Origin of the sequence: Ancylobacter sp. G4_0304 (genome assembly GCF_047501495.1) — a bacterium.
GTDB lineage: Bacteria > Pseudomonadota > Alphaproteobacteria > Rhizobiales > Xanthobacteraceae > Ancylobacter.
The window spans coordinates 1-25027 of the sequence record NZ_JAZDRM010000041.1; the positions used below are offsets into that span (position 1 = coordinate 1).

Here is a 25027-nt window from a genome sequence, read left to right on the forward strand (position 1 = left end):
GCAGGCTCATCATCATGTCGGTCATCGGTGGTTCCTCGGTCGGGTTGGTTCTCGCAACTCCGACCATACCGGCGTTCCGTCGATGGCCACCTTCTCCTCAGCTACACCACCCTACGGGACACGATCCGCTTGAGCGCTCGATGCCGGCCTGTGCGATCTGGACATATGGACGCCTCCGCGAGCGGACCCTCTGGACCGCCACTCCAGCGCGCGAATGCGGCACGGGCGAGACCGCCGGGAGCCCTTCGCGCGCCGTTTCGAGCCGTCCCCGGCGGCAAGGCATCGGGCAACGGCGTTGCGCCCATGTGTCCGGCGGAATACATTTCCTTTCGCGCAAGACCCCTTCCCTCGCAACAAGCGCGAAAATTGCGACGCCATGCCCTGCATGCGGCGCTTGTACGCAGACGCCAATTCTGGCATCTTCGCGGTTGATAGGGAAGCCTTGCTGTCCTATATCAGGATCGCAGGCGCCGGCATTGGCATGGTCGATGCTAGCGTCGTGCGGTAAGGGCGTGCATGCTTCGCGGTTGGGAGCTTCCGCCGGGCCGAACAGGCCCCGGCATGCGCGGACGAAGCGACTTTAAGGGAGAGACGGGGATGAGTGAGGAATTTGGCGGCCACGCCGCGCGCGAACTCGACGGGATTGCGACTATCGCGGCCGCGACGGATCGCGCCGCCGGCAAAGCCCTCACCGTCATCGATCCCGGTCTGCCGGGCGCCATCGGCCTGTACGACCCGCGCAACGAGAAGGACAGCTGCGGCGTCGGCTTCGTGGCGGACATCAAGGGCCGCAAGTCGCACAAGATCGTGCAGGACGGCCTGCAGATCCTGCTGAATCTCGAACATCGCGGCGCGGTGGGCGCAGATCCGCGTGCCGGCGACGGCGCCGGTATGCTGGTGCAGATACCCCATCGCTTCTTCGCGAAGGAAGCGGACAAGCTCGGCTTTACCCTGCCCGAGCCCGGCCACTATGCGGTCGGTCACATCTTCATGCCGCGCGACCTCGAAGGCCAGCGCATCATCCGCGAGACCGTGGAGCGGGTGGTCGCCGAGGAAGGCCAGACCCTGCTCGGCTGGCGCGAGGTGCCGACCGACAACTCGCATCTCGGCCACACCGTGCTGCCGACTGAGCCGGACCATGCCCAGATTTTCATCGGCCGCGGCGAAGGCACGCCCGACGAGGACTCGTTCGAGCGCCGGCTGTTCATCCTGCGCAAGGTGATCTCGAACGCGGTCTACTCCGCCAAGGACGCGCGCACCGCGGGCTATTACGTGGTGTCGCTGTCCTGCCGCACCCTCGTCTACAAGGGCATGTTCAACGCCGACCAGCTCGGCACCTATTATGCCGACTTCCACGACGAGGATTTCGAGAGCGCGATCGCGCTGGTGCACCAGCGCTTCTCGACCAACACCTTCCCGGCCTGGTCGCTCGCCCATCCCTATCGGATGGTGGCACATAATGGCGAGATCAACACGCTGCGCGGCAACGTGAACTGGATGGCGGCGCGCCAGGCTTCCGTCGACAGCGAGCTGTTCGGCAACGACATCTCCAAGCTGTGGCCGATCTCCTATGAAGGGCAGTCGGACACGGCCTGCTTCGACAACGCGCTCGAATTCCTGGTGCAGGGCGGCTACGAGCTGCCGCATGCCGCCATGATGCTGGTGCCCGAGGCCTGGGCCGGCAACCCGCTGATGGACGAGGAGCGCCGCGCCTTCTACGAGTACCACGCCGCCATGATGGAGCCGTGGGACGGGCCGGCCGCGATCGTCGCCACCGACGGGCGTCAGATCGTCGCCACGCTCGACCGCAACGGCCTGCGCCCGGCGCGCTATCTCGTCACCACCGACGACCGCATCGTGCTTGCCTCGGAAATGGGCGTGCTCACCTTCCCCGAGGAGCAGATCGTCACCAAGTGGCGCCTGCAGCCAGGCAAGATGCTTGTGGTCGACATGGTCGAGGGCCGCCTCGTCCCCGACGAGGAGGTGAAGACCTCGCTTGCCCGTGCGCATCCCTACAAGGAGTGGCTGAAGCGCACGCAGCTCGTGCTGGAGGAACTGCGCTCGGTGGAAGCGCGCGAGGTGCGCACCGATGTGTCGCTGCTCGATCGCCAGCAGGCGTTCGGCTACACCCAGGAAGACGTCAAGCTGCTGATGGCGCCGATGGCGACCACCGGGCAGGAGGCCGTCGGCTCCATGGGCACCGACACGCCGATCTCGCCGCTGTCGAAGAAGTCGAAGTCGCTGTTCACCTATTTCAAGCAGAACTTCGCGCAGGTCACCAACCCGCCGATCGACCCGATCCGCGAGGAGCTGGTGATGAGCCTCGTCTCGTTCATCGGGCCGCGGCCGAACATCTTCGACCTCGAAGGCAATTCGCGCCGCAAGCGCCTGGAAGTGCGCCAGCCGATCCTCACCAATGCCGACCTGGAGAAGATCCGCTCGATCGGCTTCATGGAGGAGCGCTTCGACACCCGCACGCTCGACATCACCTACCCGTCCGACAAGGGCGCGGCGGGCATGGAGGATGCCGTCGAGCGGCTGTGCGAGCGCGCCGAGGCGGCGGTGCATGGCGGCTACAACATCATCATCCTGTCCGATCGCCTGGTCGGGCCGGACCGGATCGCCATTCCCTCGCTGCTGGCGACGGCGGCCGTGCATCATCACCTGATCCGCAAGGGCCTGCGCACCGCCGCCGGCCTCGTCGTGGAAACCGGCGAGGCGCGCGAGGTGCATCATTTCGCGTGTCTGGCGGGTTATGGCGCCGAGGCGATCAACCCCTATCTCGCCTTCGAGACCATGATCGCCATGCGCGTCGACATCCCGGAGGAGGTCGACGAGTACGAGATCGTCAAGCGCTTCATCAAGTCGATCGACAAGGGGTTGCTCAAGGTCATGTCCAAGATGGGCATCTCGACCTACCAGTCCTATTGCGGCGCCCAGATCTTCGACGCGGTGGGCCTCGCCTCCGAGGTGGTGGACAAGTATTTCTTCGGCACCGCCTCGACCATCGGCGGCATCGGCCTCGCCGAGATCGCCGAGGAGACGGTGATGCGCCATCGCGACGCCTTCGGCGACGCGCCGGTCTACCGCAGCTCGCTCGATGTCGGCGGCGACTACGCCTTCCGCCTGCGCGGCGAGGAGCACGCGTGGGACCCGGAGACGGTGGCGGTGCTCCAGCACGCGGTGCGCGGCAACGCGCAGGACAAGTACCGCCACTTCGCCAAGCTGGTGAACGAGACCGGCGCCAAGACGCTGAACATCCGCTCGCTGTTCCGCATCAAGGGTGCGGAGGAGGAAGGCCGCGCGCCAATCCCGCTCGATGAGGTCGAGCCGGCGGCGGACATCGTGAAGCGCTTCGTCACCGGCGCCATGTCGTTCGGCTCGATCTCGCGCGAGGCGCACACCACGCTCGCCATCGCGATGAACCGCATTGGCGGCAAGTCGAACACCGGCGAAGGCGGCGAGGAGGCCTCGCGCTTCAAGCCGCTGCCGAACGGCGATTCCATGCGCTCGGCGATCAAGCAGGTGGCCTCCGGCCGCTTCGGCGTGACGGCGGACTATCTCGTCAATGCTGACATGATCCAGCTCAAGATGGCGCAGGGTGCCAAGCCCGGCGAAGGCGGACAGCTGCCCGGCCACAAGGTGGACGCGGTGATCGCCAAGGTGCGCCATTCCACGCCCGGCGTCGGCCTGATCTCGCCGCCGCCGCATCATGACATCTACTCGATCGAGGACCTGGCGCAGCTCATCTACGACGTGAAGAACGTCAACCCCGAGGCCGATGTCTCGGTGAAGCTAGTCTCGGAAGTCGGCGTCGGCACGGTGGCCGCCGGCGTCGCCAAGGCGCGCGCCGACCACATCACCATTTCCGGCTTCGAGGGCGGCACCGGCGCGTCCCCGCTCACCGCGATCAAGCATGCCGGCTCCCCGTGGGAGATCGGCCTTGCCGAGGCGCACCAGACCCTGGTGCTCAACAATCTGCGCGGGCGCGTCGCGCTTCAGGTCGACGGCGGGCTTCGCACCGGGCGCGACGTGGTGATCGGCGCGCTGCTGGGGGCGGACGACTTCGCCTTCTCCACCGCGCCGCTGATCGCGGCCGGCTGCATCATGATGCGCAAGTGCCACCTCAACACCTGCCCGGTGGGCGTGGCGACGCAGGACCCTGTGCTGCGCAAGCGCTTCAAGGGCACGCCGGAGCATGTGATCAACTACTTCTTCTTCGTCGCGGAAGAAGTGCGCGAGATCATGGCCTCGATGGGCATCGCGACCTTCACCGACCTGATCGGCCAGTCGCAATGGCTCGACAAGCGCGAGGCGCTGGAGCACTGGAAGGCCAAGGGGCTCGACTTCTCGCGCATCTTCACCAAGCCGGAACTGGGGCCGGACGTCGCGGTGCGCCATGTCGAGCGCCAGAACCATCCGATCCACAAGGTGCTGGACCGCAAGCTGATCGAACAGGCGCAGGAAGCGCTGATCGCCGGCGAGAAGGTGGTGATCCACACCCCGATCAAGAGCATCGACCGCTCCGCTGGCGCCATGCTCTCCGGCGAGGTCGCCAAGCGTTATGGCGAGACCGGCCTGCCGGACGACACGATCGACATCCACCTTACCGGCACCGCCGGTCAGGCCTTCGGCGCGTTCCTGGCCGCCGGCGTCTCGATGACGCTGGTGGGTGAGGCCAACGACTATGTGGGCAAGGGCCTGTCGGGCGGGCGCATCGTCGTCCGGCCGCCGGACAATGCGCGCATCGTGCCGGAGAACTCAATCATCGTCGGCAACACCGTGCTCTACGGCGCCACCGCGGGTGAGTGCTACTTCCACGGCGTCGCCGGCGAACGCTTCGCGGTGCGCAACTCGGGCGCCATCGCGGTGGTCGAGGGCACGGGCGACCACGGCTGCGAGTACATGACCGGCGGCGTGGTCGTCGTCATCGGCCAGACCGGGCGCAATTTCGCGGCCGGCATGTCCGGCGGCGTCGCCTATGTTCTGGACGAGGACCGCTCGTTCAAGAGCCGGTGCAACCTTTCCATGGTCGATCTTGAGCCGGTGGAAGAGGAAGAGGACCTTCTGGAGCGTCTCCACCACCATGGCGGCGACCTGGAGTTCAAGGGCCGCATCGACATCATGGCCGATATGGGCCATGGCGACGAGGAGCGCCTGCACCAGCTCATCGCCAAGCACCTGCACTATACCGGCTCGAAGCGCGCCCAGATGATCCTCGACCACTGGGCCGACTATCGCAGCAAGTTCGTGAAGGTGATGCCCGTCGAATATCAGCGGGCGCTGCGCGACATGGAAAAGGCCCGCGGGCTGCAGGCCGCCGAATAGGCCGGCCGATCGCGCGCCGCACTCCGCCTTCCGCCCGTCGTCGTGGCCGGAAGGCGAGGCCGGGGCGCCGGGGATATTTCCCCGAACACAGGGCAATGCCGGAGCGGCTCTCCAGCCGTCCGGAATGACGACCGACACCGCCGGATCGGCGCGGCCCAGTGCCGCGCCGTCATTTCCCAAATGGCATGATTGATGTATCTGACACCGGAGGTGGAATGCCTCCAAGGTGGCGGTGCTCCGCGAAAGAGGGCGCAATGGGTAAGGTTACGGGCTTTCTCGAAATCGATCGGCGTGAGGCCAAGTATCAGCCGGCATCCGATCGGATTCGTCACTTCCGCGAATTCACCCTGCCGCTGCCGGACTCGGAGGTCGTCAACCAGGCCTCGCGCTGCATGGATTGCGGCATTCCGTTCTGCCACGGCCCCAATGGCTGCCCGATCCACAACCAGATCCCGGACTGGAACGACCTCGTCTATAACGGGAACTGGGAGGAGGCCACGCGCAACCTCCACTCCACCAATAATTTCCCGGAGTTCACCGGCCGCGTCTGCCCCGCGCCCTGCGAGGAAGCGTGCACCCTGAACCTTGAGGACATGCCGGTCACCATCAAGACCGTGGAGCAGTCGATCGCCGACAAGGCGTGGAAGATGGGCTGGATCAAGCCCGAGCCGGCCGCCCACAAGACCGGCAGGAAGGTCGCTGTCATCGGCTCCGGCCCGGCGGGCCTTGCCGCCGCCCAGCAGCTCGCCCGCGCCGGCCATGACGTGCATGTCTATGAGCGCGAGCCAAAGGCCGGTGGCCTGCTGCGCTACGGCATTCCCGACTTCAAGATGGAAAAGCACTATATCGACCGCCGCGTCGCCCAGATGGAGGGCGAAGGCGTGGTCTTCCATTACGGCGTCAATGTCGGCGTCACCAAGCCGGTCGATGAATTGCTGGCAGCCTATGACGCCGTGCTGATGTGCGGCGGCTCGGAATCCCCGCGCGACCCCAAGCTGCCGGGCCAGGAACTCGACGGCGTGCATTACGCCATGCCCTATCTGGTTCAGCAGAACCGCCGCCTCGGCCGCGAGGATGTCGGCCAGGAGCAGCCTATCCTCGCCAGCGGCAAGCATGTGGTGGTGATCGGCGGCGGCGACACCGCGTCCGACTGCGTGGGCACCGCCTTCCGCCAGGGCGCACTCTCGGTGCATCAGCTCGACATCCGCCCGGTGCCGCCGATCAAGGAAGACAAGCTGGCGGTATGGCCCTATTGGCCGACCAAGTTCCGCACCTCCTCCTCGCAGGCCGAGGGCGCCGAGCGCGAATTCGCCGCCGCCACGCTCGGCATCGAGGGCAAGAAGGGCCGCGTGGTCGGCGTGAAGTGCGCCCGCGTTGACGCCAAGCGCCAGCCCATCGCCGGCACTGAATTCATGCTGAAGGCCGATCTCGTCTTCATCGCGCTCGGCTTCGTCCACCCGGTGCATCAGGGCATGCTGGAACAGTCTGGCATCGTGCTGGACAAGCGCGGCAACGCGCAGGCGCCCGATACCGACTACGCGACCTCGGTGCCGAAGCTGTTCGCCGCCGGCGACATGCGGCGCGGCCAGTCGCTGGTGGTCTGGGCGATCCGCGAGGGCCGGCAGGCCGCGCAGTCGATCGACACCTTCCTGATGGGCTCGTCAGTCCTGCCGCGCTGAGGCCCGCGCCGGAACGCACCGGCACCAAACCTGTCGAAAACCGGGTCGGCGCCCTGCCGGCCCGGTTTTTTCATGTCGCGAGAGATGGGGCGCTGTCGCGCGCTATAGCTTGCGAGCGAACGGACATTCCCCGGACATGCACCGCCACGGCCCGAGCCGCCGCGGCACGATGAGGGAGATCTGGATGAGACAGCCGTAGCCGCTCAGGGCGTGCGGGTGCCCGCACCCGCCGGGAGCAGGGGCGCCGCGGGCATCGGCGCCACAAGGAATGGCTCGGCGGGCGGGCCGCTAGAGGCTGGCGCGGAGCTGGCTGCGGGAACCGATACCGACGCTGGCGTCGGCGCGGGCGTGCCGCCTTCCGAGGCGCTCGCGGGTTCCGGGGTGAGGCTGGTGGGCTGACCGGCCGGCCAGCGGAAATCGTCGACCCGGCCCAGCACGGCCGGCAGCGGCTCGCCGCTGGTCAGAACCTTCGCCGGATCGGGCGCCGTATCTTCCGGCGGCACCAACTGGGCGGGCTCGGGCATGACGGCCGACGGCACAGCTCCGCCGGCGAGCGTGCGGGCACCCGCCGCCGCGCCGCCCGAGAGCACCACGATCGAGGGCCGCTCCGGCGTGGTGACGCCCGGCAGCGCCACCGGGTTTTCGCGATTGAGCAGCTCGTCGAGCTGCTTGTCGACGAAGAAGGCCAGCTTCTTGCCGCCCGCGCGGGTGAAGCCGATGCCGTCCGGCGCTCGCAGTCGGCGGCGCTGGCCGTCGACATCGGGGCCAGACATCATGAACTTGCCGTTCTCGTCGACAAATCCGTCCCACACCTCGACGAACACGAAGCCCGCCCGCTCCACGCGCTCCTTGAGCAGCATATTGAACTGCGCATGGCGCTCGGCGGCGGCCGCATCGTCCACCGGCGGCAGGCCGACGATCACCGCCGGGCGGCCGCGCAGCTTCACCCCGAGCAGGAAATCGTCGATGCGCCGGCCATAGATCTCGCGCCAGCGCTCGTCGAAGAGTTCGGCACGCCCGCCGGGATCGTCGATCGGCGCGAGGTCGTTGGCCCCGGCGAGCAGCACCACGACCTTGGCGTCCTGGCTCTGGGTGAGGTCGCTGCCGGCACGGACCCAATCGAATTTGCTGCCGGGCGCGAGCCCCGAGCCGGGCTCGCTGCGGCCAACCACCGCGACGCTTTTGCGGGCGCTGGCAAAAATATCGGCGAGGCCCTGGGCCAAAGCGGAGGCGTTCTCATCGCCGAGCACCAGGACGATGCTCTCGACGGACTGCTCAGCGGCGTCGCGCGCGGCAGCGGCGGTGTCGTAGACCGTGCCCCGCACCTCGCTCGGCACGGCGATCACCGGCGGACGCGCCACCTGCGCCGGCTCGCTTGGCGCACGCTGGGGTGAGCCCGCGCGGCGAGGGGCTGGGTCCGGGTTGAACAGATCGAGCAGCGGCTGGAACGGCGTCCAGCTCCGCTTCGGCTCCGGCTGGCGCGGCTGCGCCTGCTGTCGAACCGCCTGCTGGCGCTGTGGGCGGACCTGCTGCTGTTGCTGACGCGCCTGTGGCTGGCGCTGGATGCGCGACGGCTGCGCGTTGCGCGCCCCCGACTGGCCGACATCGACCGGGGGGCGGAACCAATCGTTCTGGGCCTGGGCCGGAGCGGCAAGCGTCAGGCCCGCCACAAGCACGAGGCCGAGCAGGGCGGAAAGCCGTGTCCGTCCCCTTGCCAGCCCGATGCCGGATCGCGAGCCACCGCGTCGTGCCACGTCTCAATGCCTCTGTGCCGCGAGCGCCGGATGCGTTTGCGCCGCGACCTAGCGGTGAACCAATATCGCGGCTGTTTCAAGACCCAAGCCGGTGAAGTCTGGCGCGCCGTCAGTTGCGCAGGCTCTCCAGCACCTCGCCGGTCGCCATCCCATCGGGCAACATGCCGACGCTTACCTGGTATTCGCGCACCGCGACCCGCGTCTTCTGGCCCAGCGCGCCATCGGCCGGGCCGGGGTCGTAGCCGCGCGCGGACAGCCGCTGCTGGAGCTCCGAGCGCTCGGCGCGCGGGAGCGCCCGCATATCCTCGGGCCAGGGCTGGACGAAGGGATCGCCGCCGCGAATCCGGTCGGCGAGATGGCCGATGGCAAGCGCATAGGCGTCCGCCGGATTGTAGGAGAGGATCGCCTTGAAATTGCCGGTCATCAGGAAGGCCGGGCCCTTGGCGCCGGCGGGAAGCAGCAGATAGGCGGTCTCGTCGCCGCGCGGCATAGCGCGGCCTTCCGGCCGGCGCACGCCCAGCGCCGCCCATTCTGCCATGGTCTTCTGCGCGTGCTTGTCGGCGAGCAGATAGTTGAACCCGCGAGGCAGCACCACCTCATAGCCCCAGCTCCGCCCGGCAACCCAGCCGCCGCGCTTCAGCTTGTTGGCGGTGGAGCCCATGGCGTCAGCCACGCTGTCCACCACGTTGCGATGCCCATCGCCGTCGAAATCCACCGCGTCGCGCTGGAAGGCGGTGGGCATGAACTGGGTGAGGCCGAACGCACCGGCCCAGGAGCCCTTGAGGTGGCTCTCGGGAATATCGCCCTTGTCGAGAATGCGCAGCGCGGCGACGAACTCGTCACGGAAATAGGCCTGACGCCGGCCGACGCAGGCCAGCGTACCGGTCGCCCGCAGCACCTGATAGGAGCCACGCGCGCTGCCGTAATTGGTCTCGATGCCCCAGATCGCGGCGACGACATATTTGTCGACGCCATAGGTGCGCTCCACCGCGTCGAACACGGCGGCATTCTGCGCCATGGCCTGACGGCCCTTCTGGATGCGGGTCTCGGAGACCAGCATGTTCACATAGTCGCCGGCGGTGCGGGAGAATTCCGGCTGCGTCTGCAGCTTCTCCATGATGGTCATGTCGGGCGTCAGCCCGGCGGTGTAGCGCCGGAACCCGGCGGCCGAGACCCCAGCCGCGCGCGCCTTGGGCTCCAGCCCGGCGATGCAGCGGCTGAAATTGGCCTCGGCGCGGGCGAGCGCCGCAGGATGCATGTCCGGATGGCTGGAGCCGGTGGCCGGACGCTGGGTGGGTGCCGGGGCGTAGGCGGCGGCACGGGCGGGCGTCGCCGGGCGCGGAGCGGCGGAGGGCGTCGCCAGCGCACCGGTGATGTCGTCGGACGACGCGCAGCCGCCCAGGCACAGGCCGGCCAGCGCGGCGACCGCGAAACCGCCGGAGAAACGGCGGAAAGAACCCGTCCGATTACTCATGATACAAACCCTAACTCGGACCTTTGGCCGGATTAGGGGCACGACATGGTTGCGAGGAGCTTAACGCTGGGTCAGATTCCGGGAAATCGGTATCGGCGTGGGGCACCGCCAACAGGTTTGTCATCTTTGTGAGGGAGACGTTAAGCTGCACGGCGTTAGCAGTCTTCCGTTCCGCAGCTCATTGACCTCCAAGGTGGCGACGTTTTCCAATGGCGAGTCAGATCCGCAAAGCTATTCTTCCGGTAGCCGGCCTCGGCACACGTTTTCTTCCCGCGACAAAAGCCGTTCCCAAAGAAATGCTGACGGTGGTCGACCGCCCCGTCGTGCAGCATGTGGTCGATGAGGCGCGCGCCGCCGGCATCGAGCACATCGTCTTCGTCACCGGCCGCAACAAGGGCGTGATCGAGGACCATTTCGACCGCCAATACGAGCTGGAAGCGACGCTTGCCGAGCGCGGCAAGTACCAGCTCCTCGATACGCTGCGCGCCGAGACCATGGGTCCGGGCAAGACCAGCTTCACCCGCCAGCAGCTTCCGCTCGGCCTCGGCCACGCCGTGTGGTGCGCCCGCGACATCATCGGCAACGAGCCGTTCGCCCTGCTGCTGCCGGACATGCTGCACAAGCCGCGTGGCGGCAAGGGCTGCCTCGCCCAGATGGTCGACGCCTATGGCAAGACCGGCGGCGGCAACCATATCGCGGTCTATGAAGTACCGATGGACCAGACCGACCAGTACGGCATCGTCGGCCTCGGCGACACGGTGGCGGACGGCGTGCACAAGATCGGCAAGATGGTCGAGAAGCCGAAGAAGGAGGTCGCCCCCTCCAACCTCGCCATTTCCGGCCGTTACATCCTCCAGCCGGAAATCTTCGACCTGCTGGAAAGCCAGGAACGCGGCGCCGGCAACGAAATCCAGCTCACCGATTCCATGCTGAAGCTGGCGCAGAAGCAGGACTTCTACAGCGTCACCTTCGACGGCTCGATCTATGACTGCGGCTCGAAGCTCGGCTTCCTGATGGCCAATGTCGCCTACGCGCTCTCGCGCCCCGACATCGCCGACACCTTCCGCCCGGAGCTCGACGCGCTGCTGGCGAAGGGATGAGCCTCACGCGGTAAACTCCCTCTCGTCATCGGGAGAGAAAGCCGCCCCGCTCCTAGCAAAAAAAAGGGCGCCGTTCATCACGGCGCCCTTCTTCATTCAGGCTGGAGTCAGGTCGTTTAAGGCCTCGCTCACGCGGCCTTGCCCGCGTCTTCTTCGACCGCGCCGGGGCGGGTGTCGAACAGGAGTTCGCCCGCTCCGCGCTCGACGCGCACCACATCGCCGTCCTTCACCGTGCCGGCGAGGATGCGGCCGGCCAGCGGGTCCTGCAGCAACTTCTGCATCACCCGCTTGAGCGGACGCGCGCCATAGGCCGGATCGTAGCCCTTCTCGGCGAGGAAATCGCGCGCCTCCGGGGTCAGCTCCAGAACGATCTTGCGATCCTCCAGCAGCTTCATCAGCCGCTTGGCCTGGATATCGACGATGGCGCCCATCTGCGACTTCTGCAGGCGGTGGAACAGCACGATCTCGTCGATGCGGTTGAGGAATTCGGGACGGAAATGCGCACGCACCACCGTCATGACCTCTTCGCGCACCGCGTCGGTATCCTGGCCTTCCGGCTGGTTCACCAGATACTCCGAACCGAGGTTCGAGGTCATGATGATCAGGGTGTTGCGGAAGTCGACCGTGCGGCCCTGCCCGTCGGTCAGGCGCCCGTCGTCGAGGACCTGCAACAGGACGTTGAACACGTCCGGGTGCGCCTTTTCCACCTCGTCGAACAGCACGACCTGATAGGGCCGGCGCCGCACGGCTTCGGTGAGCGAGCCGCCCTCCTCATAGCCAACATAGCCGGGAGGCGCGCCGATCAGCCGGGCCACGGAGTGCTTCTCCATGTATTCCGACATGTCGAGACGCACGAGAGCCGTGTCGTCGTCGAACAGGAACGAGGCCAGCGCCTTGGTCAGTTCGGTCTTGCCGACGCCGGTCGGGCCGAGGAACATGAAGGAGCCGATCGGCCGGTTGGGGTCCTGAAGGCCCGCTCGGGCGCGCCGGACCGCGGTCGAGACCGCTTCCACCGCTTCCTTCTGGCCGATGACGCGCGTGGAGAGGACGTCCTCCATGCGCAGCAGCTTCTCCTTCTCGCCTTCCAGCATCTTGTCGACCGGCACGCCGGTCCAGCGCGAGACAACGCCGGCAATGTGGTCGGGCGTCACCGCCTCCTCCACCATCGCGCCGGCCTTTACCTCGGCAGCGGTGTCCTGCGCCTCGATGGCGGCGAGCTTCTTCTCAAGCGCCGGAATGGTGCCGTAGGCCAGCTCGCCCGCCTTCTGATACTCGCCGGAACGCTGGGCGATGGCGAGGTCGGCGCGCGCTTTCTCCAGGTCGCTCTTGAGCTTCTGGGCGTCGCCGAGCTTCTCCTTCTCCGCCTTCCAGCGCGAGGTCAGGGCGTTGGACTGCTCCTCAAGCTCGGCCAGTTCCTTCTCCAGCTTCTTCAGCCGGTCCTTGGAGCCGGTGTCGTTCTCCTTCTTGAGCGCCTCCTGCTCGATGCGCAGGCGCACGATCTCGCGGTCGATGGAATCCAGCTCTTCCGGCTTGGAATCCACCTGCATGCGCAGCCGGGAGGCGGCTTCATCCACCAGGTCGATGGCCTTGTCGGGCAGGAAGCGGTCGGTGATGTAGCGGTTGGAGAGCGTCGCCGCCGCCACTAGCGCCGAGTCGGTGATGCGCACGCCGTGGTGAAGCTCGTACTTCTCCTTGATGCCGCGCAGGATGGACACCGTGTCCTCCACTGTCGGCTCATTGACGAAGACGGGCTGGAAGCGGCGGGCGAGCGCGGCGTCCTTCTCGACATGCTTGCGGTACTCATCGAGCGTGGTGGCGCCGACGCAGTGCAGCTCGCCGCGCGCCAACGCGGGCTTGAGCAGGTTGGACGCATCCATCGCGCCGTCAGTCTTGCCGGCGCCGACCAGGGTATGCATCTCGTCGATGAACAGGATGATGCCGCCCTCGGACGCCTCGACCTCGGAGAGCACGCTCTTGAGCCGCTCCTCGAACTCGCCGCGATACTTCGCGCCGGCGATCAGAGAGCCCATGTCGAGCGCGAGCAGGCTCTTGTCCTTGAGGCTCTCGGGGACGTCGCCGTCGACGATGCGCAGGGCGAGCCCCTCGACGATCGCGGTCTTGCCGACGCCCGGCTCGCCGATCAGCACCGGGTTGTTCTTGGTGCGGCGCGACAGAACCTGGATGGTGCGGCGGATTTCCTCGTCGCGACCGATCACCGGGTCGAGCTTGCCCTCACGCGCCGCTGCGGTCAGGTCGCGGGCGTATTTCTTGAGCGCGTCATAGGCGTTTTCGGCGGTCGCACTGTCGGCGGTGCGCCCCTTGCGCAGGGCCTCGATGGCGGCGTTGATCTTCTGCGGGGTCGCGCCGTTCTTGTTCAGAATCTTGCCGGCCTCGCTGTCCTTCTCCAGCGCCAGGGCGAGCAGCAGGCGCTCGACGGTCACATAGCCGTCGCCGGCCTTCTTCGCCGCCTGCTCGGCCGCGTCGAACACGCGCGCCGTCGCGGGCGCGAGATAGACCTGGCCCGCGCCCGAGCCCGCCACCTTGGGCAGCTTCTTCAGCGCGGCTTCGGTCTCGGAGAGCACGAGGCGCGCATCGCCCCCCGCGCGCTGGATCAATCCGGCGCACAGCCCTTCAGGATCGTCGAGCAGGACTTTGAGCAGGTGCTCGGGGGTGAACTGCTGGTGCCCCTCGCGCAGCGCAAGCGACTGTGCCGACTGCACGAAACCGCGCGCGCGTTCGGTGTAGATCTCGAAATTCATGTCAAACCCTCCAGGCCCCCCATCCGCCCTCTTCGAGGCGCGAACGGTCATGCGGGACAACGGCGCCCGTATCCCGGCCACCGTGGCGGACCCCGTTACGGCGATCCGCTGAACCCCATGTAGTGTTGCGCGTCGGCAACGGAAGGGCCTTGCGGCCGATCAAGCCGCGATTTTTCCGGTGGCGATCCCGCCAGCCGGATCGCCCTCCCGCGCGCCAGCGGGCCCGCCGCCCGGCGCGCCTCCGATGAGATAGGTGGCAGCCGCCACCAGCGCAGCTCCGCCGAGCACCAGGAACGCGGCGGCATAGCCAGCATATTGAGCGACGAAGCCCGCCAGCGTCGTCGACAGCGCGGCGCCGATTCCCTGCGCGGTCATCACCAGCCCCAACCCGACATTGAACCGCCCCGTTCCCTGAAGAAGGCGCGCGACGATGCCGGGCGTAGCGACCCCCAGCAGGCCAGCGCCGACGCCGTCGAGAATCTGCACCGGATAAAGCCCGAGCCCGATATTCCATTCCGTCGCCGCCGCCGCAATCAGGCCGCGCAGCGGCAGCGCCGCGAGCGCGATGATGAGCACCAACCGGTACCCCTGGGTCTGGGCGAGGCGCGCGGCCAGCAGCGCCATCGGGATCATGGTCGCCTGCGCCACCACCACGGTGAGCGCGGTGAGGGCGGAAGGATCGCCCGCGCCGCGCGCGACCATGCCCTGTCCGAACAGCGGCAGCATCGCGCCATTGCCGAGGTGGAACAGGGCGAGCGTGACGGCCAGCACCAGCAGCCGGCGATCCGCGAGCAGCCGCCGCCAGCCTTCCGCCTGGCCGCCATCGCCAACCGGCGCGGGCGCCAAACCGCGCGCGGCCTCATGATCGATATCGCCCGGCCGGATCGCCAGAACCGAGAGAACCGAGCCCACCGCCATCGCCGCCATCAGCGCGAACACGGCGGGAAGGCCGAGCCACCAGCCAAGCACGCCGGCCAGCACCGCCGCGAGAATGTTGCCGGCATGGTTGAACGCCTCGTTGCGGCCGAGCTGCCGGTCGAAGCCCGCCGGCCCCACCAGCCCCAGCGTGATGCCGGCCACGGCGGGGCCGAGCGCGGCGGCGGCGATGCCGTTCACACCCTGCGCCAGCGCGACAACGCTGAAGCTCGGCGCCAGCAGAATGGCCATCGAGGCGGCAATCACCACCGCCGAGCCGACCACCACGATCGCCCGCTTGGCGCGGCTCGAATCCACCAGCGCGCCCATCGGCACGGTCGCGACCATCCCAGCGAGGCCGCCCAGCGTCATCACCAGCCCGATCTCGCCAGGACTCCATTGCTTCTGCTGCAGGAAGACCCCGAGGAAGGGCCCGAGCCCGTCACGCACATCCGACAGAAACAGGTTGAGCGAGGCGAGCGCGACGAGGGAGGAGACGGCAGCCATGGACGGCACCCCGGTTGAGACTGCCAAACAAGCTCCAAGAGCGATCGCAGTTCCCCGATTACCTTCGGGCAACTACCTGATTTTTGCTGTCGGCTACGCCGCCTTCCCGGCCAGCATCATGTAGTTGACCGAGACATCCGAGGAGCGTCGCCATTCGTCGGCGAGCGGGTTGAACACCACGCCCTCGCGCTCCAGCACCGTGAGCCCGGAGGCCTCCAGTGCCTCGGCCAGTTCGTCCGGCGTGACGAAGCGGTTCCAGTCGTGGGTGCCGCGCGGCAGCCAGCCCAGTACATATTCCGCCCCGACGATGGCCAGCGCGAAGGAGCGCTTGGTGCGGTTCAGCGTCGCCGCCGCCATCAGCCCGCCCGGCTTCACCATTTCCGCCGCGCGAGAGAGGAACAGCCCGATATCGGCGACGTGCTCTACCACCTCCATCGCCAGCACCACGTCGAAGCGCTCGCCGGAATCGGCCAGCGCCTCAGCGGTGGTGGCGCGGTAGTCGACCTCGACCCCGCTCTCGCGAGCGTGGAGGCCCGCGATGGCGATGTTGCGCTCGGCCGGATCGATGGCGACCACGCTGGCACCCATCCGTGCCAGCGGCTCGGCGATCAGCCCGCCGCCGCAACCAATGTCGAGCAGGCGCAGCCCGGCGAGCGGGCGAAGGCTACGCGGATCGCGCCCGAAATGCGCCACCAGCTTCTCGCGCAGCCAGGCGAGTCGGACCGGATTGAACTTGTGCAGCACCCGCATCTTGCCGCGCGGGTTCCACCATTCGGCGGCCAGCGCGGCGAAGCGCTCGACCTCGCGCGGATCGACGGTGGAGGCGGCGGCATCGGTCATCGGGCGTTCCTTCCGGCGTTCCCGCGAAGAATTCCAAAGAACTTCAAGCGCACGCGACGTGCAACAGGTCCCGTTGCGGTGTCGGCGCGACGCCGATATGTATACGCGCCTTTTCGATCGGGGGACCCCTCTTGCCCCCGGTCCCGACAAAAGAACAAGCGATACGGTTTTCAATCCCATGGCACGTCTGGTGATGAAGTTCGGCGGCACGTCCGTCGCGAACGTGGAGCGCATTCGCAACGTCGCGCGGCACGTCAAACGCGAGGTCGAGGCCGGCCATCAGGTCGCGGTCGTGGTGTCGGCGATGTCCGGCAAGACCAACGAACTGGTCGCCTGGTGCCGCGAGACCGCCGTGCTGCACGACGCGCGCGAATATGACGCGATCGTCGCTTCCGGCGAGCAGGTCACCTCCGGCCTGCTGGCGATCGCGCTGCAGGACATGGGCATTCCCGCCCGCTCCTGGCAGGGCTGGCAGCTCCCGATCTCGACCGACGACGCGCACGGCGCCGCCCGCATCCTCGACGTGAACGGCGACGAGATCGTCAAGCGCTTTGAGGAAGGCGAGGTCGCGGTGATCGCTGGTTTCCAGGGCATGCACCTGCCGAGCGGGCGCATCACCACGCTGGGGCGTGGCGGCTCGGATACGAGCGCGGTCGCGGTCGCCGCCGGCATCAAGGCCGACCGTTGCGACATCTACACCGACGTCGATGGCGTCTACACCACCGATCCGCGCATCGTTCCCAAGGCGAAGCGCATGGACAAGATCGCCTTCGAGGAAATGCTGGAAATGGCGTCGCTCGGCGCCAAGGTGCTTCAGGTGCGCTCGGTGGAGCTTGCCATGGTGCACAAGGTGCGCACCTTCGTGCGTTCCAGCTTCACCGACCCCTATGCACCGGAACTTATGACCGCCGGCGACCCGCCGGGCACCCTGATTTGCGACGAGGAGGAAATCGTGGAGAGTGAAGTCGTCACCGGCATCGCCTTCGCGCGCGACGAGGCACAGGTGAGCATCCGTCGCGTGCCGGACAAGCCGGGCATCGCCGCCCGCGTGTTCGTGCCGCTGGCGGAAGCCAACATCAATGTCGACATGATCGTGCAGAATATTTCGGCGGAAGGCTTCACCGATATCACCTTCACCGTACCCACCACTGATTTCGAGCGGGCCAAGGTCGCGCTCGCGGCGGTGCACGACGACATCGGCTATGAGAACATCGAAGGCGCCACCGACGTCGTGAAAATCTCGGTCATCGGCATCGGCATGCGCTCGCATGCCGGCGTCGCGGCCAAGGCGTTCCAGGCGCTTTCCGAGCGCGGCATCAACATCCGCGCCATCTCGACCTCCGAGATCAAGATCTCGGTGCTGATCGATGCGGCCTACACCGAACTTGCCGTGCGAACGCTGCATTCGGTATACGGGCTGGACGCCGCCTGACGGTGGAATCGGCGGCGCGGCCTTCGGGACCGCGCCTGTCACGGAACGAGAGAACCGGGATGCGCCCCGGAATTTGAGGACGGCCGATGAGAGGCGCGCTCGGCGGTCCCCGCGTGCTGCTGAGACGGCTCCGCGAAGTTATGGCGGAGCCGGTCAGCGCGCAGGACCGCCTCGACAAGATCGTGGTGCTGATCGCGGCCAACATGGTGGCCGAGGTGTGCTCGGTCTATGTCCTGCGCGTCGACGGCACGCTGGAGCTCTACGCCACCGAAGGTCTGAACCGCACCGCCGTCCATCTGACAGTGATGCGCATCGACGAAGGCCTCGTCGGCACGGTCGCCCGCGAGGCGGAACCGATCAGCCTGTCCAACGCCCAGGCGCACCCCGCCTTCTCCTATCGGCCTGAGACGGGCGAGGAAATCTACCACTCCTTCCTCGGCGTGCCGATCCTGCGCGCGGGCAACACGCTCGGCGTGCTGGTGGTGCAGAATCGCGCGCACCGGTCCTACACGGAAGAGGAAATCGAGGCGCTCCAGACCACGGCAATGGTGCTGGCGGAAATCATCGCCTCCGGCGAGCTCACCGCGCTCGCCCCGCCTGGCGCCGAGCCCGCCGCCCGCCGCCCGCTGCACCTCAAGGGCCTCGCCCTCTCGGAAGGCATCGGCCTTGGTCATGTCGTGCTGCACGAGCCGCGCATCGAGGTCACCAAGGTCATCGCCGACGACGTCCCCGGCGAACTGGGCCGGCTGGACGGCGCGGTAGAGACGCTGCGCACCTCGATCGACATCATGCTGGAGGACGAGGGCGTCGCCCGCGTCGGCGAGCACCGCGACATTCTCGAAACCTACCGCATGTTCGCCCATGACCGCGGCTGGATCACCCGCATGCGCGAGGCGATCATGACCGGGCTGACGGCGGAAGGCGCGGTGGAACGCGTCCAGTCCGACACCCGCGCGCGCATGCTGCGCATGACCGACCCGTATCTGCGCGAGCGGATGCACGATCTCGATGATCTGGCCAACCGCCTGCTGCGCCAGCTCACCGGCCGCGCGGGCGGGCCCGAGCAGGTGAAGCTGCCGGACAACGCCATCATCATCGCCCGCAACATGAGCCCGGCCGCGCTGCTGGACTATGACCGCACCCGCATTCGTGGCCTGGTGCTGGAGGAAGGCGCGGCGACCAGCCACCTCACCATCGTCGCCCGCGCGCTGAACATCGCCGCGGTCGGCCATGTCGAGAACATCGTGGGACTGGTCGATCCCGGCGATTCGATCATCGTCGACGGCGTGTCGGGGGAGGCGCATGTCCGCCCGCCCGCCGACGTCGAGCAAGCCTATGTCGAGAAGGTGCGGTTCCGTGCCAAGCGGCTGGAGCAGTACGCGGCGCTGCGCGACCGGCCGACTGTCACCCGAGACGGCGTGACCATCGACCTCAATCTCAATGCCGGCCTCCTCGTCGACCTGCCGCATATCGCGGAAACCGGCGCCTCCGGCATCGGGCTGTTCCGCACCGAACTGCAGTTCATGATCGCCTCGGCCTTCCCGCGCACCAATGAGCAGCTCAAGCTCTACCGCTCGGTGCTGGACGCGGCCGGCGAGCGGCCCGTGGTGTTCCGCACTCTCGATATCGGCGGCGACAAGGTGCTGCCCTATATGCGCGCCATCGAGGAGGAGAACCCGGCGCTGGGCTGGCGCGCCATCCGCCTCGGGCTGGACCGGCCGGGCCTTTTGCGCAGCCAGATCCGGGCCCTGCTCAAGGCCGCCATCGGCCGCGAGTTGCGGCTGATCTTCCCCATGGTCTCGGCGGTGGAGGAATTCGACCGCGCCCGCCACATCGTCGAGCGCGAGCTCACCCATCTGCGCCGCCACGGCCACGGCCTGCCCGAGCGTGTGCTGGTCGGCGTGATGCTGGAAGTGCCGGCGCTGCTGTTCCAGCTCGACGAATTGTTCGAGCGCGTCGACTTCGCCTCGGTCGGCTCCAACGACCTCGTGCAATTCCTGTTCGCGGCGGATCGCGGCAATGCCCGCGTAGCTGACCGCTTCGACCCGCTGTCGCCGGCAGCGCTGCGCGCGCTGAAAGCCATCGCCGACAAGGCCAATGCCACCGGCAAGCCGGTCACGCTCTGCGGTGAGTTGGCCTCCCGCCCGCTGGAAGCGCTGGCGCTGGCCGCCATCGGCTATCGCAAATTGTCGCTGTCGCCGGCCTCGTTCGGACCTGTGAAGGCGATGTTCCTCGACCTCGACCTGTCCGCCGTCACCGCGCTGGTGGACCGGCTGCTGTCCGGCTCCAGCGAGCTCGCCACCATCCGTCCGCAGCTCAAGGCTTTCGCGGAAAAGAACGGCCTGCCGCTGTGACCTCCCCTCTGCCCGATGCCCGGCTCGACCAGTTGCTCGCCCGCCATGCCGAAATCGAGCATGCGCTCTCCGCGAGCCCCGATGCCGATACCTATGTCCGGCTGTCGCGCGAATTCTCCGACCTCTCGCCGCTGATCGCCAGCGTCAAGGCACTGCGTAGTGCCGAGCGTGAGCTGGTGGATGCCCGCGCACTGGCCGATGAGCCCGGCGGCGACCGCGACATGGCCGCCATGGCCGAGGAAGAGGCGGCGGAGCTTGAGGAAAAGGTCGAGACGCTGACCCGCGAGGTCCGGCTCGCTTTGCTGCCCAAGGACGCGATGGACGAGCGCGGCGTCATCCTCGAAGTGCGCGCCGGCACCGGCGGCGACGAGGCGGCGCTGTTCGCCGGCGACCTGTTCCGCATGTATGAGCGCTTCGCCGGGCTGAACGGCTGGACCGTCGAGGTGCTGTCGCTCAGCGAGGGCGCGGCCGGCGGCTACAAGGAAATCGTCGCGGCCCTGCACGGGCGCGGCGCCTATGCCCGGCTGAAGTTCGAATCGGGCGTGCACCGCGTGCAGCGCGTGCCGGACACCGAAGCCTCCGGGCGCATCCATACCTCCGCCGCCACCGTCGCCGTGCTGCCCGAGGTCGAGGAGGTCGATATCGCCATTGACGAAGGCGACCTGCGCATCGACGTGTTCCGCGCTTCCGGCGCCGGTGGCCAGCACGTCAACAAGACCGAGAGCGCGGTGCGCATCACCCATATCCCCACCGGCACGGTGGTGGCGGTGCAGGACGAGCGCTCGCAGCACAAGAACAAGGCGCGCGCCATGGCGATGCTGCGCGCGCGCATCTATGAGGCCGAGCGCGAGAAGCGCGATTCGGCCCGCGCCAGCGAGCGCAAGGTGCAGGTCGGCTCCGGCGACCGCTCCGAGCGCATCCGCACCTATAATTTCCCGCAGGGCCGTGTGACCGATCACCGCATCGGCCTCACGCTTCACAAGCTGCCGGAAATCCTCGCCGGCGACGGGCTGGGGGAACTGGTCGACGCGCTCACCACCGAATATCAGGCCGCGCTGCTGGCGGAAGCCGAGACCGGCGGCTGGGGTCCGGGCGGATGACCTCGCCCGGCGCGGCACCGGCGACCACCCGCGCTGCGCTGCTGGCCGCCATGACGCGCGACTTCGAGCGGAGCGGCCTCGAAGAGCCCGGCCGCGAGGCGCGGCTGCTGCTGAAAGCCGCCCTGAGCCTCACCGACCTCGACCTGATCGCCCGCGCCGACCATCCAGTTCTCGCCGAGGACGCCGACCGCCTCGCCGGCCTCGCCGAACGCCGGGCTTCGGGCGAGCCGCTAGCCCGGCTCACCGGCCGCCGCGAATTCTGGAGCCTCGACTTCGCGCTCTCGCCCGACACGCTGGTGCCGCGCCCGGACACCGAGACGCTGGTGGACGCCGCGCTCGAAGCGTTTCCGCGCAGGGACACTCCCTTGCGGGTGCTGGATCTGGGCACCGGAAGCGGCGCGATCCTGGCTGCCATCCTGTCCGAGCGCCCGAACGCCTTCGGGCTCGGCATCGACCTCTCGGAGGGCGCGGCGCGGCAGGCGCGGGACAATCTGGTGCGTCTCGGCTTCGAAGCCCGCGCCTGCGTGATGGTCGGCGAATGGTCGCAGGCGCTGGACTTCCCCTCTCCGGCCCACCATTTCGACCTCGTGGTCTCCAATCCGCCCTATATCGCCAGTAGCTCTATCGCCGGTCTCGATGTCGAGGTGCGCGCGCATGATCCGCTGCTCGCGCTGGACGGGGGGGAGGACGGCCTTGATGCCTACCGCGCCATCGCCCGCGCCCTTCCCGGACTGCTGGCGCCGGGGGGTGTCGCTGTCCTTGAACTCGGGATCGGACAGGAGGCGGATGTCGCGCACCTGCTGGCTGCTCAGGGTCTTCCGGCCGACGGCCCGGCCCGTCGCGACCTTGCAGGCGTAGCGCGCGCGATCGTGACCGAACCTGTTTCATCTTGAGCGCAGGATACAAAAAAGGGCTTGGAACACCGTTGCGAACCGACTAGTGTCCTTCACAGGAATCGACCTGCTTCATCACTTGCCACATGAACGCTTGATCTCGGGAGCTTGGGCTGAGCTTCCCTGGTCGCCATGGGCGGGAGCGCTCCGGGAGGCGCGGCGATGAATATGCGGGAACGAGAGCTTCACGGGTTTGTCGTGTGCGGCTTTGAAGTTGCACGATGAAACATGGGGTTGGCCGGCGCACGGCGATGTGCGCGGGCTGGAGATGCGACCAGCTTGGACGCCGCCGGAACCGGCACCGTCCGCTTCGCTGGTCGGGCAGCATCATTGCGATGCGCTCCCATGGTAGTGGTCCGATGGTCGGCAGCGATCGGCGGAACGTGCCGGGCCCGTTCAGGGCCTTCGGGCGGCGTTGCGCGCTGTGAACTGAGGACAAGATTTCCCCTGACGCGCCAATCATGACGGCTGACAGCTGAAGTGAGCGGAACGGCAATCATAGAGGGCGACTGGCTCGCCTTTCACCGGATCGACCGGGGCCCGTGCGATTTCAGCGGGTTCGGGCCGAGCGCGTATCGGCACTAGAGAAAACTCGATGCGAAATAACAACCAGCAGAAGCGTATGCGTAGCCGGAATAACAATAATAATAACCGGCGCAGCCAGAACCCGCTCACCCGGGTTTACGAATCGAACGGCCCGGATGTGAAGGTGCGCGGCACCGCGCAGACCATCGCCGAGAAATACATGCAGCTGGCGCGTGATGCGCAGGCGTCGAGCGATCCGGTGGCCGCGGAGAACTATCTCCAGCACGCCGAGCATTATTACCGCATCATCGCCGCCGCACAGGCGCAGTTTGGCGTGCAGGGCCAGCCGTTCCAGCGGCCGGACGAGGACGAAGAAGAGTTCGACTTCGAGGAAGCCGGCTCCGAAGGCCAGGGCCAGGCGCCGCAGATGCTGCGCGAGGGCAATGGTCCGCGCGAAAATAACTGGCAGCGCGAGGGCGGGCAGCGTGAGGGCGGCCAGCGCGACTTCAACCGCGATGGCAACGGCCAGCAGCGCCGCGACAATCGCGACCGGAATTTCGACCGCAACGACCGTCATCAGGAGCGCGGTTCGCGTGATGATCGTGGCCAGCGCGACGATCGCGGCCCGCGTGATGATCGCGGCCCGCGCGAGGACCGCATGGCGCGTGACGACCGTGCGCGCGACGATCGGGGGCCGCGCGAGGACCGCGCCCCCCGCGAGGAGCGCGGCGACCAGCCGCGCGAAGGGCGCTGGCAGCGCAATGAGGGGCGCACCCCCTATCGCGAGCCGCGCGAGAACCGCGAATTCCGCGAGCATCGCGACAATCGCGAGACGCGCGACAATGACTATCGCGATCCTGCGCAGCAGCCCCAGCCTGCGCTCGGGCCGCATGTCGAAGCCGAGATCGGCCTTCCCGCCTTCATCACCCAGAGCAGCGCCGTCCCCGTGGCGGCGCAGCCGGCGCCGGTGAGCGAGGTCCCGGCCGCGCTTCCTCCAGCCGCGGCGCCCGCCGAGCCGGCGCCACGTGCCGAGAAGCCGCGCCGCGCCCGCGTCGCCAAGCCCGCCACGGAAGCTGCCGCAACGGAAGCCGCGCCTCAGGAGACTGCCACGCCGGAAGCTGCCGCCGAGGATGGCGAGGCTCGCGCCGCGCCGCGCACCCGGCGTCGCCGCTATCGCCGCGCCGACGAGGAAGGTGCGCCGACCGAGCCGGCGGAAGCCGGGGAGTGATCCTTCGCACATCGCTGAAATGAAAACGGCCCGGTGGAAACCGGGCCGTTTTTCTTTATCGCTTGGGCCAGAGGCGAGAGTAGCGCCTCACAGAACGATGCGCACCTCGTCGCCTTCGCCGATCAAGCCGCCGCGCTCCACCTCGGCGAAGATGCCGCAATCGGTGTGGCCGAAATTGCGCATCAGCGTGGCGGGAATTTCAAGGTCGCGCTTGGCGGTCACCGGGTCGACATTGGTGGCCGCGCAGCGGAAGATGCGCTGGGTCACCCTCAGGCGCACCTCGGTGCCGATCTCGATGGTGTGGCCGACCAGATCGAACTCCTCCCACGGCTCCATGCCGTCGAGATAGAGGTTGGCGCGGAAGCGCAGCGGGTCGACCTCCTGACCGACGATGTCGCCGAGCGCCCGGCAGCTCGCCAGGTTGATCAGCGAGATGTAGCCCTCGGTGGTGTCGACAAAGCGGAAGCCCGAGGGCGCTTCCAGCACGCGCGGCGCACCGCGCAGTTCGTAGCGGGCGTAGCGCTGGAAGAACGCCTCGATGGCGTCGCGACCGGCTTCCGTGGTCAATTTGCCACGCACGACCTCCTCGGCATCCTGCTCGATGACCAGCTCGCCGCTGGCATCGTCGTAGCGGGCGTCGAGCGCGGCGAGGCGCTCATTGCGCATCAGCATCAGGAACTTGATCTTGGGCTGGAACGCCGGGGCCTCGGGCACGAAGCCGGACGGCCCGTTCTCGATGGCGAACAGCCGGTCGCCGGGGAAATACTGCCCGGCCGCCAGTTCCACCAGTTCCAGCCGCTCCGGCGTCAGCCCCTTCACCGGGTAGCGGTAGATCGAGGCAAGGGTGGCAAAGGTGATCGGCCCCGACAGCGCGGCCGGGATCGTGGCTTCCTCCACCACGTCCCCTTCCGGAGACGGCGGTGCAAGCACGGCCTCGTCGCCGCCAGGCTCGGCGCCGGATGCGTTGGCGGGCGCCCCGCTGTCAGACGGGTCGATGGCGGGCGGATCGTTATCGTCAATCGATTCGTTCATCGCCGAATATCCTACAGGCTTCGCGCCGCGCCGTCAGCTTGACGATGGCCCAACCGGCGCGCCACCGCGCGGCCATGCTTGTGTTTTAGGCAGGTCGCATTTTCCGC

The 25027-nt window shown here is 67.8% G+C and carries 14 protein-coding genes; 8 read left to right on the plus strand and 6 right to left on the minus strand.

What is annotated here, in order from left to right; translation table 11 throughout:
- Nucleotides 1-597: 597 nt before the first annotated feature.
- A complete protein-coding gene (gene gltB, locus VRZ77_RS18815; RefSeq protein WP_414594117.1) occupies nucleotides 598-5328 on the plus strand; it encodes a glutamate synthase large subunit in 4731 nt (1576 codons plus the stop codon).
- A gap of 254 nt (nucleotides 5329-5582) precedes the next feature.
- A complete protein-coding gene (locus VRZ77_RS18820; protein WP_414594118.1) occupies nucleotides 5583-7007 on the plus strand; it encodes a glutamate synthase subunit beta in 1425 nt (474 codons plus the stop codon).
- Between the two features lie 203 nt (nucleotides 7008-7210).
- Here the strand turns inward: VRZ77_RS18820 and VRZ77_RS18825 are convergent, their stop codons facing one another.
- Complete coding sequence (locus tag VRZ77_RS18825) at nucleotides 7211-8761, minus strand: DUF459 domain-containing protein (protein WP_414594119.1); 1551 nt, start codon at nucleotides 8759-8761, stop codon at nucleotides 7211-7213.
- A gap of 109 nt (nucleotides 8762-8870) precedes the next feature.
- On the minus strand, nucleotides 8871-10235 hold the full coding sequence (locus VRZ77_RS18830) for a lytic murein transglycosylase (protein ID WP_414594120.1): 1365 nt from the start codon (nucleotides 10233-10235) through the stop codon (nucleotides 8871-8873).
- Nucleotides 10236-10444: 209 nt separating this feature from the next.
- On the opposite strand from VRZ77_RS18830, the gene galU reads away from it, so the two are divergent.
- Nucleotides 10445-11335: a UTP--glucose-1-phosphate uridylyltransferase GalU gene (galU, locus tag VRZ77_RS18835; protein WP_414594121.1), complete on the plus strand. Its 891-nt coding sequence runs from the start codon at nucleotides 10445-10447 to the stop codon at nucleotides 11333-11335.
- Nucleotides 11336-11463: 128 nt separating this feature from the next.
- On the opposite strand, the gene clpB is transcribed toward galU, so the two are convergent.
- The 3 genes from clpB to ubiG form a co-directional block, all read right to left on the minus strand.
- Nucleotides 11464-14094, minus strand: coding sequence for an ATP-dependent chaperone ClpB (gene clpB, locus VRZ77_RS18840; RefSeq protein WP_414594122.1), 2631 nt, complete (start codon nucleotides 14092-14094; stop codon nucleotides 11464-11466).
- 159 nt (nucleotides 14095-14253) lie between these two features.
- Nucleotides 14254-15516, minus strand: coding sequence for an MFS transporter (locus VRZ77_RS18845; RefSeq protein ID WP_414594123.1), 1263 nt, complete (start codon nucleotides 15514-15516; stop codon nucleotides 14254-14256).
- 93 nt (nucleotides 15517-15609) lie between these two features.
- On the minus strand, nucleotides 15610-16356 hold the full coding sequence (gene ubiG / locus VRZ77_RS18850; RefSeq protein WP_414594124.1) for a bifunctional 2-polyprenyl-6-hydroxyphenol methylase/3-demethylubiquinol 3-O-methyltransferase UbiG: 747 nt from the start codon (nucleotides 16354-16356) through the stop codon (nucleotides 15610-15612).
- Between the two features lie 178 nt (nucleotides 16357-16534).
- Between ubiG and VRZ77_RS18855 the strand changes: the two genes are divergently transcribed.
- The 5 genes from VRZ77_RS18855 (at nucleotide 16535) to VRZ77_RS18875 (ending at nucleotide 23888) form a co-directional block, all read left to right on the plus strand.
- Nucleotides 16535-17788 (plus strand): aspartate kinase, encoded by a 1254-nt coding sequence (locus VRZ77_RS18855; RefSeq protein ID WP_414594125.1) that lies wholly within the window; start codon nucleotides 16535-16537, stop codon nucleotides 17786-17788.
- An 86-nt stretch (nucleotides 17789-17874) separates the two neighbouring features.
- Complete coding sequence (ptsP, locus tag VRZ77_RS18860; protein ID WP_414594126.1) at nucleotides 17875-20142, plus strand: phosphoenolpyruvate--protein phosphotransferase; 2268 nt, start codon at nucleotides 17875-17877, stop codon at nucleotides 20140-20142.
- Nucleotides 20139-21242 (plus strand): peptide chain release factor 1, encoded by a 1104-nt coding sequence (prfA, locus tag VRZ77_RS18865; protein ID WP_414594127.1) that lies wholly within the window; start codon nucleotides 20139-20141, stop codon nucleotides 21240-21242. The genes ptsP and prfA overlap by 4 nt, the downstream gene beginning before the upstream one ends.
- Complete coding sequence (gene prmC / locus VRZ77_RS18870; RefSeq protein ID WP_414594128.1) at nucleotides 21239-22135, plus strand: peptide chain release factor N(5)-glutamine methyltransferase; 897 nt, start codon at nucleotides 21239-21241, stop codon at nucleotides 22133-22135. Before prfA ends, prmC begins: the two co-directional genes overlap by 4 nt.
- Before the next feature lie 622 nt (nucleotides 22136-22757).
- The gene (locus VRZ77_RS18875; protein WP_414594129.1) at nucleotides 22758-23888 is read left to right on the plus strand and encodes a DUF4167 domain-containing protein; all 1131 of its coding nucleotides are present in this window, start codon (nucleotides 22758-22760) and stop codon (nucleotides 23886-23888) included.
- A gap of 87 nt (nucleotides 23889-23975) precedes the next feature.
- Here VRZ77_RS18875 and VRZ77_RS18880 read toward each other — a convergent pair whose 3' ends face one another.
- Nucleotides 23976-24920: an MOSC domain-containing protein gene (locus VRZ77_RS18880; RefSeq protein ID WP_414594130.1), complete on the minus strand. Its 945-nt coding sequence runs from the start codon at nucleotides 24918-24920 to the stop codon at nucleotides 23976-23978.
- Nucleotides 24921-25027 lie beyond the last annotated feature (107 nt).